Raw genomic sequence first — 17,994 nt, 5'->3', positions numbered from 1 at the left:
TATGCACAAGAATCTACAATATCCAGGACAGTCATGTTCAATATCTCATTCTATTTTTAATGTGATTGGTTCCTTATCAAATCAAATTCGAGATGTTTTACCTGTCCTATAAATATACTAGCATCAGGATTTATTGTTCCAAATTCAACATACTCATATCAGTCATTATCAAATTCGGTAACATCGTGAACTTTTTTATATTCGTTTGAAAATCTCAAGAAGTAGTTCGAAATGCCAAATAGGATAACATTTTCAATCACTTCTAATGTATCGGCAAACACCACATTTCTGTGTTCCTTCGTTCTATCGTTATAAGTTGTAGGTGGTTGATATGCCGACACTCTAAAATTATCAGGATAGTTTTTATGATATTCGATAGCTCTCTTCATGATATAGCTTAATCCAGAACCCTCCATCCACTGCCTGCTATATTACCGATAGTCGAGTTTCTGGATTAAACAACATCTAAATCACTCACTCAAATTGAGTTTGCACCCTAGATAACGTCTATCCTAGTGCCACAACCTACGACATCTAATCCACAGCCTAAACCCTCTGATCGTTTTTACAGTAGATATGTTTCAATATAAGAAATACGGAATTACATGAGCTACCTACTAATCTCAAAAAATCCCGTAAATACGCTACTTTTTGCTATTTATTTCTCTTTCCTAGACATCAAACAGACCGTCTCAACGGTATTACCAGATTCCCACAAAGCTTATAGTTTCAACTTTTTTAATGTTTCTGCGTATTTTCTATAACCAACTGTTGTATCTTGAAAATCTTTTTGAGCTTCTTGAGGTAAATCTTTAATAATCTCTTTCTCAACAAACTCTGCTATTTCTTTCATAGCATCGGATATGTCTTTTATTATCTGTTCAAATGTACTATTTAAGGTATAATGCATCAATCGATTTCTATATTGATAAATATGCATACTGGCAACGAATGTATATTCCATTTCACATACATTCTTTAACCTCAAAATTCCCGATTTAACATCAACACTTACAAAATCTCCTGCCAAATAATCTGAATATTTAGCCTTATTCAAATCAGAAAAAATGAGCGTCCAATGTTCTTGCTCTAACCTATATTTAACAAGTAATTCCAAACAATTTGCCAAATTCAATATAATATGTTTCATGGTTAATTCATCAAAATAACCCTGACTAGATAAATCCAAAAATGAATCTAACTCTACATTTACCATTTCCATAGAATCATGTATATTATTCAAAAAGAAAAGTTCATATTTCATACCCATTCACCCATCACTTTTTACCTACTTCTTATTAGATTCCACTTCTAATTTCGGGAAATTATTCAAGCTTACTGTTTCCAACGTCTGCAATTGCTGTACCGTTAACATCCGAAGCAATTCCATCCGCTCTTTCTGATTCTTATCCTGATTAATTAAAACAGCATTATAGCTTTCCAAATTTGCTAGTACCAATAATTGGTTTAGCGTTGCCGCATCCCTCATATTTCCTTTCGCAGTTGGATTTTCATCTTTCCACTGTTTTGCGGTTTTTCCAAATAAAACAACATTCAACATATCTGCTTCATTAGCATAAGTATAAGCCACCTGTGCAGGCGTTAATTCTGGCGGAATCAAATTTTCTTTAATTGCATCTGTATGTATCCTGTAATTCAACTTAGAAATCTCTCTATTTAAGTTCCAATTCAAAGACAACCGACTGTTCTCATCTGTCTTTAAACGCCTATAGTCTTTCATAATATATAACTGAAACTCAGGAGAAATCCAAGTTGCGAAAGACATAGCGATATCGCTATGAGCATATGTTCCCCCATAACGTCCTGCTTTTGAAACGATGCCAATAGCATCTGTCGCTTCTATCCATTTCTTGGGTGACATTGTAAACGCATTGGCTCCAGCCTGCTTTTTAAACCCCTCGAATTCGAGGGGTTTAAAGTCTGGATTATGTAACCTTTCCCATAATCCTAGAAATTCTATAACATCCCGATTTCTCATCCAGTTTTGAATAACCGCCGTCGGGTCATCGCTCTTATACCGGGCAATATCCGTTAATGAAATAAATTCATTCTCAAAATCCTGCGTATAAATTCCAATATCTATCCCATTTGCATGAATTGTATCTTTAATTATTTTCCCCATTGTGCCTCCTGTAATCACATCATAATATTTGAAATACCTTATTTTCTTTCCTTTTAAGAAAAATCTGCTGAATAACTATCTTCCTCTTCCCACATTTTCCAATATGCGTCAATATAACTCTTAATACAACCGGGATATATATACAAATACTTCTACACACCCTTTTATACAACTCCAATATTTTTTCATCACACGCAAGGTCCAGTAGATAATCAAGCAAATGCGATAATTCAGCCTCTGACACAGTTCTACTACACACATCTTCAACCAACGGCAAATAAAACTCATAGGCTTTTTGATGTATTTCAACTATCTGCTCTACAATCTGATAAATCCTTTCATCCATTAAATTACCTCAAAATATTTAAGTGCATCCGCTATCGCTTCTACTTTCTCTTTCGGTGGACACTTCCTCGGCTTTTTCAGTTCCTCTACCGCATTAGGAGCATCATACATTGTTAATCCCAAAGACCTTTTCACCTCTGCAATATACGCAGTATGTACTTTAAATCCATATTTCTTTTCAACATATTCCTATATCATTTTATATGTAATTTTCGGTTTCGGCTGGTATTTCTTTGCCCGCTCTGCAATCGCATCCAACGGCACTTTCTCCTTACCTTTTCCAAATTCCACTTTTACATTAATAACACTATCTGGTGATTTGTGGGACAAAAGTACAATGGTTTCCACGTGGCTAGTAACAGGAAATGTTTCTATATATACATCTCCTACTTGAATGTTTCAATGAATGTATGCTTACCATGATTCGATTCATAAACACGAATCTCACAATTGTTTGGCTTTGGTCTCCACTTAATACCATTTTTACGATCTTCTAGATAGCCACATAAAGAACGAATGATACCACCATGACATACAATCAATACATTCTCATAATTCTTCTTTTCAAGTTCCTTTAAAAAGGATTGACTTCGTTTGACCATACTTTTGACAGATTCAACCGAATTAGGATTTGGCAATAGTTCAGGAAAGGTCCAATAGGAAGTCATTTTTAATCCTAATTTAAAGTAGTTACGAAGCTCGTAATCCCCAAAATCCACTTCAATAATACGAGAATCAATCTTTACATCCTTTTGATCTACATTGCCAATAATCGACGCTGTCTGAATCGCTCTTTGTAAAGGACTTGCATATACCGCATCAAAATGAATATCTCCAATCTTTTTTCTGGCCTCTTTCGCTTGTTGAATTCCTGTCTCATTTAAAGGCTCATCTGTAAGTCCCTGCATTAATTTTTGTTTATTTAAAGCTGTTTGGCCATGTCTAGTAATCCAAATCTTCATTCAATCATTCCCTCAATCAAAGTCTCTACGAGCATATAAGACTTTTCCAATAACCTTTACCGGAAGTTCTTCCACTTCTTCGGGCGTAAAAACTTTTGTGTCAATCTTAGGATTTGCGGCTTCTAAAATCATTAAACCCTTTTTATATAAAACACGCTTTAATGTTGCTTCCTCACCCACAAGTACAATCGCAATACTTCCAGATTCCACTTCATTTGTCTGTTTTACAAAGACAAGATCCCCCTCATAGATATGAGCGTTGATCATAGAATCTCCACGTACACGTAAAAAGTAATCGCCCTTTTTACCATCATGACGATTTAATTCAATATATCCCTCAATATCTTCCATTGGAAAACCATCATATCCTGCTTTTACACTACCAATGATTGGTTTGATTCTTTCTTCCTCATCCAAAATACTTTTGACATCACAATCCAGCATATCGGATAGTTTCTTTAATGTATTGGCCTTTAAATGTGTGCTTTCACCCTTTAACCAACGAAAATATGTAGCACGACCAATTCCTATTCTTTTAGCCGCCTCATCATGTTTAATGTTATTTTCAATCTCATATTGTAGTAATAATTGTCTTAACTGCATAGTTACACCACCTTTATCTATATAGTATCAAAAAATAAATAAAATACCAGTGAAAATTTATTAACTTTTTAAGAAAGTCTCAAATCTATCTTGAATTTTTATTTATTTTTAACTATGATTTTATACGAACGATATGGGGTGTGGAGGTATTTATGCAAAAAACATATTTATGTATTGATTTAAAATCCTTTTATGCATCCGTAGAATGTGTAGAACAAGGCCTTGATCCATTCAAAGTCAATCTTGTGGTGGCCGATCCTACACGAGGTGGTGGTGCCATTACTCTAGCTGCAACACCAGCCATTAAGAAATTAGGCGTTCCTAGTCGTGGTCGTATTTTTGAAATTGATCCAAAAATTGAATATATGATTACTCCACCTAGAATGCACTTGTATATGGAATATAGCTGCAAAGTTTATAAAGTCTTCTTGGAATTTATTGCCAAAGAAGATATTCATGTTTATTCCATTGATGAATCCTTTTTAGATATCACAAGCTATTTAAAGCTCTATCAAGTCAATGCCAAAGAATTGGCAAAAAAAATATTAGACCGAATCTATGAAAAAACAGGTCTTACAGCTACTGTAGGAATTGGAACCAATTTGTATCTAGCTAAGATTGCGATGGATATATCCGCCAAACACAATGCTGATCGCATGGCCTATTTAAATGAAGACTTATATCGCCAAACATTATGGCATCATGTTCCGTTAACAGATTTTTGGATGCTTGGAAATGGAACGGAAAGAAGATTACACAAATTAGGTATCTATGACATGTACGACTTGTGTCAATTTCCTATTGAAATATTATATAAAGAATTTGGTGTGAATGCTGAATATATCATTGACCATGCTTGGGGCAAAGAGCCTACGACCATTCAAGACATTAAAAATTATAAATCGAAACAACATTCTATATCTAATTCCCAAATTCTTTTTGAGGATTATTCCTACCAAAATGCCTTTGTAGTTATGAAAGAAATGGTGGATCAAAATGTATTGACATTAACCGAGAAACATTTAGTGACTCAACAAATTTCTCTTATGATTGGCTACTCCAAAGATTGTATCAAACCAAGCTGTGGCTCATGCAAGATTACCAACTGTACAAACTCCTATTCCATCTTATTAGAAGAATTCAAACAACTCTATATTCGCATTGTGAATCCAAACTATCCCATTCGACAGATTGCGATTAGTTTTCAAGATGTAAAAGACGAATATTATTATGAGAATTATGATTTATTTACAGACGTAGAAAAAGTAGAACGAGAAAAAAAGCTACAAGAAACCTTAGTTCAAATCAAGCAACGCTATGGCAAGAATGCCATCTTAAAAGGGATGAATGCCTTAGACTTTGCGACCGCTAAAAAACGAAATACATTGATTGGTGGCCACAACGCATATTAGAGGAGTTTTCACTCCTCTAATTGTATATAACTAATTTGTTTCAGGTTGATCTTTGTCTTTACGATTTGAAGTATTTGCGTATCCAGATTGATTTTAGAAACTACGCCTGTGATTCTTTTATAATTGATACGATCATAATACTCAATCGTAACCATCATACCTTTTTGAATCTGGTGGACTCTTTCGTCTAAGATTTCATAATCATCCTGCGATAAAATTCTTGGGCTGACAATTTCTACTTCACATTCTTGAATCATTTCTTTGAAGCCTTTTAAAGAATCAAAACTCTGAAAGATCTGAGCCCGATTTTCTTTTTTCTTGTGTATTAAATCCATGTGTATCACATCCTTATAAGGATATCATACGTATTTATTATATAAATTCAAGATAGATTTGAGACTTTCTTTAGAAATTTTCTAAAATGTATTTTTGTGTATTCAAACACTTTCTTAAACGTACTTGCGTATTATCTTCATTGGCATCCGCTTGTTTAAAATGATTTGAACTTGCCAATCGAGAATAGTAAGCATCAAGATAATCTTGTAGTTCCATATACTTATCTGTATCTAGATTCAATTCAAAGCCTTCGTGTGTCGCCTTGAAATCATTCATCTTATCCAATTCAGCTAGTAAGCCATCAATGATTTCTAAAGTTAATTCATCTTTTTTAGCTGCCTTTAAATATTGGTTTAAACGCTTTTTAAAGACCATTGTATTAAATGTACCATCCTCTTTCATCTTCTCTACTTTCTTCTTAAAGAAGTAAGATCCAACAGCTAAAGAAGCCGTTGTCGTTAATAACGCTATAAATTTGATTTTTTGTTTTTTTGTCATAATTTAAACCTCGATTCATCTATTTACATTTTACTTTAAAATGAAAAAACATTCCACTAAGGAATGTTAGAATCGAAGCATCTGCATGAAGGTCGTGATCATCATCGAAAAAACGATGAACGCCACAACTAATATAATAATGAAACTGCGTAATCTTTTTTTCACATGAGCCTCCTATAGAAAGTTGAATTTCTTTTTATCTCTTTATCAACTCGATTTGCATCGATCTCTTCTGTAAGTGTTGGTTTGTCACCAAATAGATTGGTACCTAAACCAAGCTTATCGCCTTTAATCTTGTATCCTAAAGCTGTTAATATTGTAGGATAAAAATCCATGGTCGTAAAGTCACGATTCTTTTCTTTTTTAGGTTTCACTCTAGAATGAATAAACGCATTCCACACTCGACGATCATAATTTGAAGAATATGTATCATGAATATATTCGGCCGCCATACTTGTATGATCACCCTGAATGACTATAACAGTATCTTTGTAGAAATCTTGCTTCTTTAGCCATTCCATAAAATCTTTTAGATTTTCATCTGTATGATAAATCGAATTCGATAAGGATTCTTTGAATACATTCTTACAATTTTTTGATTGATACCCATAAGGATGGTGCGTATCGACTGTCAACATTTCAAAGTCGAATGGTTTGGATGATTTGGATAAACTTAAGATTTTCTCTTTCGCAAATTCAAATAATTTATCATCCTCAAATCCCCAGAATTCATGATAATCCTTATCTAGAACCCCTTCTTCCTTTAAAGAAACAGTATCTTGAATATCATAATGACCATGTTGATCAAAATAGCTTCTTCTTCCACCAAATGTCGCATCCGAACCAATCATAAAGACACGATTATATCCATCTTTTTCAAGAGTATCTCCAAGGGTATTTACATTAGGCATAAATGGAACTTTGTTCTTACAAAATTTATGTTTTAAACTAAAAATTAAAGGAAGGCCCGACGTACTCGCAACAATACCTCCCGTTGTCCAACCCGTTCCTGTTAAGACTCTTGCTCCACCAATTTTCTCATTTTGTGAAAAAGAAATGGACTCTTTTGTAAGCTGAGTCAGATAAGGCAATAAATTTTCATCCGCATTGCCTCCATCTTCTTTTGTGGCGTACGTTGTTTCCATGGACTCTAGATAGATATGAATAAAATTCATCTTCTTTTCAGGTGAAATAATTTCAGATTCAACGTAGTATTTATCAAAGAAATCTGTCTTCTTAAATTGGTTAAAAACATATGAAAAGAAATGAATTTGACAAAGACCATATATAAAACAAAGTAAAAGAATAAGTTTGGCTATATTTATAGGAATCCAACTAAAAATGAGACCAAAAATAAAACCAGGATGTAAACATTTTTTTATCCATCCAAAAATAAATTGCGTATTGGTACCTTCCAAAGGAACTTTAATATGGTATACAATTTGTTCAAAACTCGATAAGCCAAAATAAGAATAGGCCCACTTACTTGAAATAGCTAATGTTAAGCCTAATGTCACAATAAATAAGCTCATGATCCATCCTTTCTAAAGACAAAAATAGGTCATATGACCTATTTGTTGCACTTATTCTTTAAAGTCTGACTTGGACGAAACTTTGGAAGTTTGGTAGCCGGAATCATCATTCTTTCTTTTGTGACAGGATTGATTCCCATTCTTGATTTACGATCAAAAATTTCAAACTTACCAAAAGCTGTGATATCTACATGACCATCACTTGCCAAAGCATCACTCATTTCATTAAAAATTAAGTCTACCGCAAATGCTGCGTCTTTTTTAGACAAATTTAAATTGATTGATAAAGCCTGTGTTAAAGACTCTTTATTTACATACTTTCCCATATTAAAATTCCTTCTTTAAATCTCTAATCATTAAATCTTGTGCACAATCACTTGGAAGTTTTCCATTGAATAAAATTTGGTAAACTTCTTCACAGATTGGCATATCAATACCATTTTCTTTCGCAACACGATGAACAATTTTTGCGGTACGAACACCTTCTACTGTTTTTGTGTTGTTCTTAAAGAAGTTTTCAACCGAATTCTCTTTTCCAATTTGGTAACCCGCTTCAAAGTTACGAGAATGTACACTCGTACAAGTTACAATCAAGTCTCCAATTCCAGTTAGACCCATGAACGTTTTTTGTTGCCCACCAAAATGAACACCATAACGAATCATTTCCTGTAAACCACGCGTAATCAAGGCTGCGCGCGTATTATCTTGATAGCCTAAACCAGATAAGATACCGGATGCGATAGCCATAACGTTTTTAATGGCTACACCAAGTTCAGAACCAATCTCATCATTTCCTGTATAAATACGTAGGTATTGATTTGAGAATAAGTTTTGAACGGTCACGGCATCCTCGTTATTTAAACTAATCGCATCAATTGTAGTTAATAAACGAATGACAACTTCTTCTGCATGACTCGGACCAATTAAACTTACAACTGAACTTAATTTATCTTCATCAATACAACGACGAATAACTTCAGACATTCTTTCATTTGTTTCTGGGTGGAATCCCTTAGAAACGTTGATGATAATTGTCTTTTTATCTAATAAATCATTAATTTGGTGGCAAATTGGATCAATTGCGATTGTTGGTACTGCCAACAATACAATATCGGCTCCTTTGACACATTGAATATCTGTTGTTGCCTTTAATTCGGGATTTAATTCAACATCCTCGAAATACTTTGAGTTTTTATGATTTTCATTAATATCATTAACTTCAGCTTCTGCAACACCATACACTAAAACTTCTTGATGATTATCTTGTAATACTTGAGCTAAAGCTGTTCCCCAGCTTCCACTACCAATCACAACTGTACGCATATTTAACTCCTTACTATGAGCGTTTACGAGCCAAAATCTTAATTGGAGTTCCCGTAAAGCCAAATGCTTCTCTTAATTTATTTTCAATATAACGAGCATAACTAAAATGCAATAATTCTGGATCATTGACAAATAAGACAATTGTCGGTGGCTCAACCGCAACTTGGCTCGCATAATAAATCTTTAATTGTTTTCCCAAGTGAGGTTTTGCCGGATTCATCATCTGTGCATCTAAAATGACATCATTTAATACATTGGTTGGAATACGCAATGTACATGCATCATGCACTTGATCAATCAAAGGAATCAATTGATTCACTTTACTTCCTGTAAGTGCAGAAGTAAACGCAATTGGTGCATAATTCAAATACAAGAATTGAGCACGAATTTCCTTTTCAATCTTTGACATGGTCTTCTCATCTTTTTCAACTGTATCCCACTTATTGTAGACAATGATAACACCTTTACCAGCATCATGTGCAAGACCAGCCACATGCTTATCTTGATCACGAATACCCTTTTCACCATCAATCAAGAATAACACGACATTACTACGATCAATTGCATTTAAAGCACGTAAGATCGAATATTTTTCAATATTCTCATAGATTTTACCTTTTTTACGAATACCTGCCGTATCAATGATCATATATTCTTTATCATCTACAAAGAATGGCGTATCAATCGCATCACGCGTAGTACCTTCTACATTGGATACTATAACACGATCTTCTTTTAAGATGGAATTAACTAAACTTGATTTTCCAACATTAGGACGTCCAATACAACAGAATGAAGTAATTCCTTCATATGGAGCGATATCTTTTTCTGGAAGTTTTTTCATCACGACATCCAACAAGTCGCCTAGTCCAATGCCATGTGCTCCACTAATCGCAATAGGATCTCCTAGACCTAACGCATAGAATTCATATACATTCATCTGCATTTCTGGATTGTCCACTTTGTTGCAAGCTAAAATAACTGGTTTTTTACACTTTTGCAGCTTTCTTGCGATAATTGTATCATCTGTCATTACTCCTTCTTTGGCAGAAGTTAAGAAAATAATGACATCCGCTTCTTCAATCGCAATATCTACTTGCATATTGATTTCCTGAGCAAATGCCTGGTCCTCAATTTGAATACCACCCGTATCAATCAAGCGAAAAGTTTGTGTCAGCCATTCCACTTCACCATAAATTCTATCTCTTGTTACTCCGGGTGTATCATCTACAATGCTCTTTCTTTGTCCAATCAATCGATTGAATATCGTTGATTTTCCGACGTTTGGCCGACCTACGATGGCCACAGTACCTCGAATCATATTGTGGTCCCCTTTCTACATTATCCAACTATATCTAATACTTTTGAAACGACTTCATCAATTGTTAAATCGGAAGTATCAATTTCAATCGCATCCTCTGTCTTTACTAAAGGTGAAATTTCGCGATGCATATCCTGATAGTCTCTTGCGACAATGTCCTGATAGATCGTTTCATAATCAGCATCGATTCCCTTTGAAATATATTCATCATATCTTCTTTGGGCTCTTGCCTTACTCGATGCACTCATAAAGATCTTTACTTCTGCATCTGGCAAAACAACAGAACAAATGTCTCTACCATCTACAATAAAACCTTTATTGGTACATACTTTTTGTTGAAGATTCACCAATTTTTTACGTACAATACCAAGCTGACTTGTTTTACTAGCCTGCATAGATACATTATTCATACGAATTTCTTTAGATACATCTTCTCCATCTAAATATACATGGTTATCTTCATCAAAATGAATATCAATTGTGTCCATCAAATCCGACATTGCCTTTTCATCTTGAATATTGACTCCGTCTTTTAATGTTTTATACGCCACACAACGATACATAGCACCCGTATCTAAATGGCGCATATTTAACTTTTCTGCAACAATATCCGCAATCGTACTTTTACCAACCCCACTAGGGCCATCAATCGCAATATTAATTTTTTTCATGTCCATCCTCATTAAATATTTTTAAATGTCCATACTAAATAGCCTATGATCGCAACCAAAGCTAAGATCAATATAGCTAAAACGACATTCAATACGATTTCTGAACTCTTCTTTTCTTTATGGCTGCTAGCCTTTTCAAAATCAGAAGTTTTCATACGCATTTTAGCACTAGGCATAGACTCAAGTTCATCACGCTTTTCTTTTTTGCGCTTTGACTTTTTCTTCTTATCCTTTTTAGGCTGTTCTTCCGTTTTATCAAAATCATCATGAGAAAGATACATCAAATCCAATTCATCATCCACTGGCTTTTTAACATCCTCTACATCCTGACTTGTAAGAACGATTTTTTCTTCTTTAGGTTCTTGACGAGTGATTGTCTGTCTTGGTTTTGAAATCTTCATTGTTGAACCTAAATCTTCATCATCTGTATCCATAGGGATCACATGTTGATTTCTCTTCATTGTATCACTACTTGTTGTGTCTAACTGTTTTAAAATATTGATCTGTGTATCATCTGTGATACGGTTACCATTATCAATATTATATTGCTTCACTTCTCCAAGCAGATCTTCCATCACTGGAGATGTAGGCATTTCTTTTACAGTAGGCGAAACACGCACAGTATCATGTGGATACAATGGTTTGTTGGCATGTGAGCCACTATCTACACGCGATAATCTTTGTAGTTTCACTGGCTGCGCTTGAGCAGCAGTTGTTTCTTCATCTAAACGATCTCTAAGTTCTTGATACTTTTGTTTTCTTGAAAGTTGAGTCATAAGTACCTCCTAAACATTCCTTACTATTATACACTATCACGCAAAAAAAGAAAAATAGGCGATTGCCTATTTTGCACGTCCTGAATATTTTCCGTCGTTTGTGTTGACAACGATCATTTCATCTTGGTTGATAAATAAAGGAACTTTTACTTCTAATCCAGTTTCTAATACTGCATTTTTACTAGCACTTGTTGCTGTGTCTCCCTTTACCGCCTGTTCGCATTCAACAACTTTCAATGTTGCCTTATCCGGTAAAATAATACCTAAGATTTCACCTTCATAGCTAGAAATATTTACGTTAGAATTTGGAACAATAAAGTTTCTTTCCCATTTTAAACGATCCATAGGAATTTCAACCTGGTCATATGTTTCATTATCCATAAATACCATAGATTCATCTGTATCATATAAATACTGCATTTCTCTTTTTTCAATCTGAGCTGGTTCAACCTTTTCACCACCACCCCAAGACAATTCAACGTTACTTCCAGTACGAACATTACGAACTTTCGCCTTAACAACCATGGCACTACGAGCTGTTTTATTTTGTGATGCTTCTAAAACCGTATAGATTTCGCCATCCACTAAAATTGTAAGACCTGGTTTTAAATCATTTGAACTAATCATGTTTGTTAACTCCTTTTAAATTGTATGTATAACCTCAATTATTTTATATCACGCAAAAAAATTGTCAAGAAAAAGAAAAAAAGCACCGAAGTGCTTTTTCTCATCGAAAGGATCGATAAAGTAATTTCTTATGTGTTTTAAGGAAGGATATATACACACAAGATGGATATTGAGTCGAAAGGTGAGCCATACTTTCTTTCTCTTACCACCCTTATAATACGCCTAATCGCAAAACTTGTAAACCCTTTCAATTACTTTTCGTAAATTAAATCAAAATGAATCATTTCCTTGTGATCATTTGTACCCAAATTATAGTTACGATCTTGAATTAGATTCAATAAATCACCATCTAAATCTGGATTCTCACATGCCGCTAAGAATAAGCGAATTGCCTCCATCGCAAGAAGCTGGGCTTTGTCGTATAAGTCGAAGAAACTTTCTGTTGAAACCAACGTATCATCACTTGGATGAACCCAACGAGTATGTAATAAATTCATCACATCATATGGATCATCTGGCTCATTAGGTACGATATATCCAGACAATGAATTGTAAGCTTTGGTGAAAGTCTCTAATGCTTGAAGTGCCTTTAGCTTATCTCCAGAAGCATCATAGAATAAGGATTCAATAAAGTGCCAATCCTTCAAGCTTTCCATGATTTGATGAGGCTTGATTTCAAAACCTAGAATCTGACGGATTGCAGGCACATAGATACGTGCAATGGCACGAGCTTCTTCTTTAGATGCATCACTGATTTCATAGAATTTAAAATCTTCAATCGTACATTCTTTTTTCACCTTCAACATGATCGCATCCATCAACGATTCAAAACGATGATGATACCACGCACTCTTGCCTTTGCAAGTTCCCGTGCGATAAAACACATATGGATGGCTTGTCGCATCTAGTGCCCAGTGACATAAATGTCCACAAACATAGGTCACCATATCTTTTTTGATTTCTTCATCTGTTTCATTGCGAATGGAAATCAAAGCTTGTTGATAAAATTCATTCACATGACCCGCATGAAACATACTTCCTGAAACACGTAAATCACTCTTTTTAAAGAAATCTTTTGGATTCATACCATGAAAGAATAAAAAGTCCGGTCCATTTGAACCAACTTCCAATAAGTGAAGTCTTGGTTCAAATAAATCATGCGTCTTTTCATCCACCTTATCAAAAATTTCCTGTGCAAATAAAGTATGAGTAATAATATTAGGCATCTTTTTCTACCTCCTTGATCAAGCCATGATATACAACATATTCTGCATAAGTATCCATCTGACAATATGTTGAAATGGCTTCTTTTACTACTTTTTTCTCTTTTTCGTCCTTCTCATCATATGTACGATACGCAAACACAGCATTTAAACCATTTTGAATATCCAAATCATAATAAGAAACATCTTTTGAGAATACAGGCAATATACTCTTCAATGAATAATGACCACGCATTTTTGAATTGTAATAGAGTCCTGCCTCAAATGGTTTTGATAAATCCACCATTCTTGAACAAATCGACTCTAATTCTTCCCTATATTCTTCAAATTGACTCGCTAATTGTTTCAATCTCAGCTTTTCAGCTCCCTCCATATTATAAACAAGAATCGTTCCCGTTTTAGGAAGGTCTTTGATCAGTTGTTCAACAAAATGACGACGGCAATCTTTGGATTCAAAGAAGTTATAATGGGTTAAATTTCCATCCGAAGTTTCTACATGAAGACTATATTGAAAACACAATACGTCAAAAGCCTTCATATTCGTATAGGGTGGTACCGCAAAGGTATCCCATTCAAAATCCAAATACGAAATTGGATATTTGATTTGTTTCATCCATACCTGTAAAGCGGCACGATCCATAAATGGCTTTTGCGTTTTACTAGCCATATATTGCGCATATTGAAGACGGAATCCTTCAATTTGATTCAATGGCAACTCATGAATATGACGAATACCACGATCATACGCATCCAGCTTATGTTGATTGGTTGTAAAGAATAAAATCGAGTCGTCTGGTTCATTAGATTCATCAAAACATACAGAATAGTAGTTGCACCTTCTTAAGGCTGTACATTGTTTTGTGCGTACTGGCGTAACACTTGGTCGATTTAAAATTTCTTTTGTTCTTTCAATCCAACCATCCAAATCCACATCCACTTCATCCATACATTCGGCAATTGTTTTCGACAAGTGGTTGCGCTTATTGAATAGCTTGTCGCTGATACAAAAGAGTTCATTTAGATCCAACGCATCCTGACGAACATATTCTTTATTTAAATAGACAATGCGATTTTCGACAATGTCAACGCCACAATGCGAAAGAATCATTTGATTGACCTTCATGATCAATGCTTCATTTTCTTTGGGATACGCACTCAAATGTGGATACACGGCCATATATCCATTCTCTAATTTTTTAAGATATGGAATCTTTGTACGACACTCCTTATATTCAAAGCGTGCAAAACATACAACTTCGTTTTCTTCTAATAATTTTAAAGATTGTTCGTTTGAATCCATGGAATGACCTAAGCCACACTCATTCGCATTTAAATAATTTCTCCATAGATCAGAAAATGGACAATCCATTTTATAAAAACTTTCCTGGTGAAGTGAATTGTGGGCGCTGTTCCAACAAAAACAGTCACATTTCATTTCACGCATTAAATCTGATACATGTAACATAAAAAATTCACCATATCTATTGTACTTCAATTTTTAATTCTTTTCATCCCTATACGCATTTAATATTTTTTGAACACGAGACAAATAAGCAATTTTTACATCTTCAGGATTTAAAATCTCCATTTGATCACTCATAGAAAACAAGGACTGATACAAGTTTGACATGTCGTCTGTATAGAATTCAAAGTCTGTGTACGCTTCTTGTTTATTGATAGCTTGTAGTTTATTGCCCCAATATTTTTCTTTAAATAAGCGAAGCCCATTATTTTCATGGTAAACTCTCACTTTCACAAGTTTTAAATCTAAAGGAATCAAAGAATGTTCTCCGATGTAGTTACTTAAATGAAAATGATTGTCCCGAATAAAGTGTCTCGATGAAATTTCACATGAAAACATACGTTGCGAACTAAAACGGTACATGCGATAGTCTTTTCTTAATAAAGAAAAACCAATTAAATAATACGACTTATGATAGTGAATGATTTCATAGGGTTCAACCTCAAATTGTTTAGGGGCTTCATCCTGTAAAGACTGGTACGACAAAAGGACGCAAAGCCCATGGTTCATGGCTTGTTGCGTCTTATCAATCATGTGGGAGATCTTTTCGTCTAATTCCATAGAATTGGACATATAGTGTAAAGAATCATTGGATGAAATCTTGCTTGTCGAAATAATCTTATCCATCGCATCACAATATAGTGGAAGAGGTTTAAAGTCTTTTTGTGTACGCATAAATTTATAGGATTGCACCAAAGCATCCTTTTGTTCATCACTAAAAATAGTGACAGGAAGATCGTATTCATCATTTAAGATGTATCCTCCATAACGACCCTTTACTTCTTCTACATTATATCCAGCTAGTACAAGCTCTTTTTTAAATTCACGAATGTTACGTGGATTGACTTCAAGTTCTGTCGCAAGCTGTGTTGTGTTCATTTTCCCTCTTGCCTTTAATAGTTGTAACATGCGAATGCATAAGTTTGTTCGATTCATTAGTTTATCTCCTTTTAGTGCGTACTGCAAAATCTTTGAGGATAGTAGCCAAAGCCTTTTTTTGGTTCAAAATGTTTAGGAACAATACCACGAAATACAAGTGGACGTATCATTTGACCAATCCCTCTTTCAAGCGCAAAGCCTAAAGCTTCTTGTTTCTGAATGGCTCCGGCATCAATTAAAATATTTACAATTTCTTCATTTCCAATGCTGATGGCATGCATCAAGATAGGATATCCATTAAATACCCAACTTGGACTTGCTCCAAGTTCTAGGCAGTTTTCAACTCCTTGTACATCTTCTTTCCATACAGCATCTAATAAATCCATAGCTAATCTTTGTTCTGCGTTCATATTGTACCCTTCTTTCTATACTCAAAGGATACATCTTATATAGACATTATTTATGTCAAATTAATCAGATACTTCTTTCACTCTTTGAAGTCTAGTTAACACATCTTCGCTTACCAGCTGATAGATGCACGAACAAATCGGAATAAAAATGATGATTCCAATAATACCTGCTACATTGGCTCCAATGGTGATGGCCACAATGATATACATAGGTGGAAAGCCTACAGACTTACCTACAACCTGCGGATAGATAAAGTTTCCTTCAACTTGTTGAATACAAATAAACATAATAATGAATGTAAATCCTTGTACAGGAGATGTTATCGCAATAAAGAAAGCACATAATAGAGCGGCAACCAAAGCGCCAAACATTGGCACAAGAGCTCCAATTCCTACGACTAAACCTATTAAAAATGCATATGGAATCTTCATGATCAAAGATCCTGCAGTAACTAAACTGCCTAAAATCAAGCATTCCAAACAAGTTCCGCCTACGTAACTTGTAAAAATACGAATGATCAGCTTTAATACGTGGCGTGTTTTTTCATAATCCTTTTCTGGAAGATAGGCCTTTAATAAAGATTTTGTTTCACGAACCACTTGTTTTTTATTAAACAACAATAGAAACGAGAATACAATTGCGATAAAGGCTTGCGCAAACCAAGAAAATGTCGTGGATAAAATCATAAAAATGGATCCAAATATATCATTGGCTCCTCCAGACACAAGCCAGGAACTGATTTTTTTACTCACATTATCAATCGCAAATGTACTAAAGGCATTGATATCTAAGTGTTGTAAAAAGTTGTGCACTAGATCTACATGTTTTGTGATGTCTAAAAGCCATATATAGAATTCATAGATCATCTGTGGGAAGTTTGACATCAACAATTGAATCGAAAATAGAATCTTAGGTATGACAATACCGACAAAGGCGGCAAATACGGCAAGCACAAGGAAGATGGCTAAAATATTGGATAGGACTCTTTTAATTTTTGTTTCTTTTATATCAAACCATTTAATTAAATAGCACATGAGATTGTTCGATATAATATTAAACACAAAGGCAAGCCCTGCACCAAATAAAAATGGCAAACACATTGCCCCAATCCATGCCAAAAAACCAATGATTTTTTCAAAATAATAGATAACCATACCAATTAATAAGGTAAAAATAATGAGTCTTTGGTACATTTTTTCTTTTTCATGTAGGTCCATCAAAACCACCTCAAATCGAATTTATTATACTATCTTTTACATTTAAAATCATTTTTTTAAATTTTTTATTTGGCTTAACAGATACATTGGTGATTTGTTAATATAACTGACATTAATGATGTCTATTTAAGATTTATTGTATAGGTGTAAACGAAAGAGAGACTACACTTATGACAAGAACTTCAAAATATTT

At 34.3% G+C, this 17,994-nt stretch carries 21 protein-coding genes; 1 reads left to right on the top strand and 20 read right to left on the bottom strand.

The window, feature by feature from the left end:
* Positions 1 to 158: 158 nt before the first annotated feature.
* From FYJ55_RS07855 to FYJ55_RS07825, 6 genes are all read right to left on the bottom strand, one after another.
* Complete coding sequence (locus tag FYJ55_RS07855) at positions 159 to 416, bottom strand: hypothetical protein (RefSeq protein WP_229771135.1); 258 nt, start codon at positions 414 to 416, stop codon at positions 159 to 161.
* A 305-nt stretch (positions 417 to 721) separates the two neighbouring features.
* Positions 722 to 1,264, bottom strand: coding sequence for a hypothetical protein (locus FYJ55_RS07850; RefSeq protein WP_154556364.1), 543 nt, complete (start codon positions 1,262 to 1,264; stop codon positions 722 to 724).
* A 24-nt stretch (positions 1,265 to 1,288) separates the two neighbouring features.
* Complete coding sequence (locus tag FYJ55_RS07845; RefSeq protein WP_154556363.1) at positions 1,289 to 2,143, bottom strand: KilA-N domain-containing protein; 855 nt, start codon at positions 2,141 to 2,143, stop codon at positions 1,289 to 1,291.
* Between the two features lie 19 nt (positions 2,144 to 2,162).
* The gene (locus tag FYJ55_RS07840; protein WP_003865096.1) at positions 2,163 to 2,489 is read right to left on the bottom strand and encodes a hypothetical protein; all 327 of its coding nucleotides are present in this window, start codon (positions 2,487 to 2,489) and stop codon (positions 2,163 to 2,165) included.
* Between the two features lie 385 nt (positions 2,490 to 2,874).
* The gene (locus FYJ55_RS07830; protein ID WP_154556362.1) at positions 2,875 to 3,450 is read right to left on the bottom strand and encodes a histidine phosphatase family protein; all 576 of its coding nucleotides are present in this window, start codon (positions 3,448 to 3,450) and stop codon (positions 2,875 to 2,877) included.
* 12 nt (positions 3,451 to 3,462) lie between these two features.
* Positions 3,463 to 4,053, bottom strand: coding sequence for a helix-turn-helix domain-containing protein (locus FYJ55_RS07825; RefSeq protein ID WP_154556361.1), 591 nt, complete (start codon positions 4,051 to 4,053; stop codon positions 3,463 to 3,465).
* A 152-nt stretch (positions 4,054 to 4,205) separates the two neighbouring features.
* On the opposite strand from FYJ55_RS07825, the gene FYJ55_RS07820 reads away from it, so the two are divergent.
* Positions 4,206 to 5,465 carry a Y-family DNA polymerase gene (locus FYJ55_RS07820; protein WP_154556360.1) on the top strand — a complete coding sequence of 420 codons (1,260 nt, stop codon included), beginning with the start codon at positions 4,206 to 4,208 and terminating at the stop codon, positions 5,463 to 5,465.
* Positions 5,466 to 5,473: 8 nt separating this feature from the next.
* On the opposite strand, the gene FYJ55_RS07815 is transcribed toward FYJ55_RS07820, so the two are convergent.
* The 14 genes from FYJ55_RS07815 to FYJ55_RS07750 all read right to left on the bottom strand — a co-directional run bounded on the left by FYJ55_RS07815 (position 5,474) and on the right by FYJ55_RS07750 (position 17,801).
* Positions 5,474 to 5,800 (bottom strand): YolD-like family protein, encoded by a 327-nt coding sequence (locus FYJ55_RS07815; protein WP_154556359.1) that lies wholly within the window; start codon positions 5,798 to 5,800, stop codon positions 5,474 to 5,476.
* A 70-nt stretch (positions 5,801 to 5,870) separates the two neighbouring features.
* Complete coding sequence (locus FYJ55_RS07810; RefSeq protein WP_154556358.1) at positions 5,871 to 6,299, bottom strand: hypothetical protein; 429 nt, start codon at positions 6,297 to 6,299, stop codon at positions 5,871 to 5,873.
* A gap of 161 nt (positions 6,300 to 6,460) precedes the next feature.
* A complete protein-coding gene (locus FYJ55_RS07805; RefSeq protein WP_154556357.1) occupies positions 6,461 to 7,831 on the bottom strand; it encodes an LTA synthase family protein in 1,371 nt (456 codons plus the stop codon).
* A gap of 38 nt (positions 7,832 to 7,869) precedes the next feature.
* On the bottom strand, positions 7,870 to 8,157 hold the full coding sequence (locus FYJ55_RS07800) for an HU family DNA-binding protein (protein WP_117924828.1): 288 nt from the start codon (positions 8,155 to 8,157) through the stop codon (positions 7,870 to 7,872).
* A gap of 1 nt (position 8,158) precedes the next feature.
* Positions 8,159 to 9,154, bottom strand: a complete 996-nt coding sequence (locus tag FYJ55_RS07795) for an NAD(P)H-dependent glycerol-3-phosphate dehydrogenase (protein WP_154556356.1) — start codon at positions 9,152 to 9,154, stop codon at positions 8,159 to 8,161.
* A gap of 13 nt (positions 9,155 to 9,167) precedes the next feature.
* Positions 9,168 to 10,475: a ribosome biogenesis GTPase Der gene (der, locus tag FYJ55_RS07790; protein ID WP_154556355.1), complete on the bottom strand. Its 1,308-nt coding sequence runs from the start codon at positions 10,473 to 10,475 to the stop codon at positions 9,168 to 9,170.
* 20 nt (positions 10,476 to 10,495) lie between these two features.
* Entirely contained in the window at positions 10,496 to 11,146 is a 651-nt protein-coding gene (gene cmk / locus FYJ55_RS07785; protein ID WP_154556354.1) for a (d)CMP kinase, read from the bottom strand.
* A gap of 11 nt (positions 11,147 to 11,157) precedes the next feature.
* On the bottom strand, positions 11,158 to 11,922 hold the full coding sequence (locus FYJ55_RS07780) for a hypothetical protein (protein WP_154556353.1): 765 nt from the start codon (positions 11,920 to 11,922) through the stop codon (positions 11,158 to 11,160).
* A gap of 66 nt (positions 11,923 to 11,988) precedes the next feature.
* On the bottom strand, positions 11,989 to 12,549 hold the full coding sequence (efp, locus tag FYJ55_RS07775) for an elongation factor P (protein ID WP_154556352.1): 561 nt from the start codon (positions 12,547 to 12,549) through the stop codon (positions 11,989 to 11,991).
* A gap of 251 nt (positions 12,550 to 12,800) precedes the next feature.
* Positions 12,801 to 13,775, bottom strand: a complete 975-nt coding sequence (locus FYJ55_RS07770; RefSeq protein WP_154556351.1) for a zinc dependent phospholipase C family protein — start codon at positions 13,773 to 13,775, stop codon at positions 12,801 to 12,803.
* Positions 13,768 to 15,237, bottom strand: a complete 1,470-nt coding sequence (locus FYJ55_RS07765; RefSeq protein ID WP_154556350.1) for a DUF2779 domain-containing protein — start codon at positions 15,235 to 15,237, stop codon at positions 13,768 to 13,770. Before FYJ55_RS07765 ends, FYJ55_RS07770 begins: the two co-directional genes overlap by 8 nt.
* A 33-nt stretch (positions 15,238 to 15,270) precedes the next feature.
* Positions 15,271 to 16,230, bottom strand: coding sequence for a helix-turn-helix transcriptional regulator (locus FYJ55_RS07760; RefSeq protein WP_154556349.1), 960 nt, complete (start codon positions 16,228 to 16,230; stop codon positions 15,271 to 15,273).
* 14 nt (positions 16,231 to 16,244) lie between these two features.
* Positions 16,245 to 16,583 carry an ankyrin repeat domain-containing protein gene (locus FYJ55_RS07755; protein WP_154556348.1) on the bottom strand — a complete coding sequence of 113 codons (339 nt, stop codon included), beginning with the start codon at positions 16,581 to 16,583 and terminating at the stop codon, positions 16,245 to 16,247.
* Positions 16,584 to 16,643: 60 nt separating this feature from the next.
* A complete protein-coding gene (locus FYJ55_RS07750) occupies positions 16,644 to 17,801 on the bottom strand; it encodes an AI-2E family transporter (RefSeq protein WP_154556347.1) in 1,158 nt (385 codons plus the stop codon).
* Positions 17,802 to 17,994: the final 193 nt, after the last annotated feature.

It is taken from the genome of Holdemanella porci (assembly GCF_009696075.1).
GTDB lineage: Bacteria > Bacillota_I > Bacilli_A > Erysipelotrichales > Erysipelotrichaceae > Holdemanella > Holdemanella porci.
The sequence above is the reverse complement of the archived record's forward strand: the minus strand, read 5'-3'. Positions and strand labels throughout refer to the sequence as shown.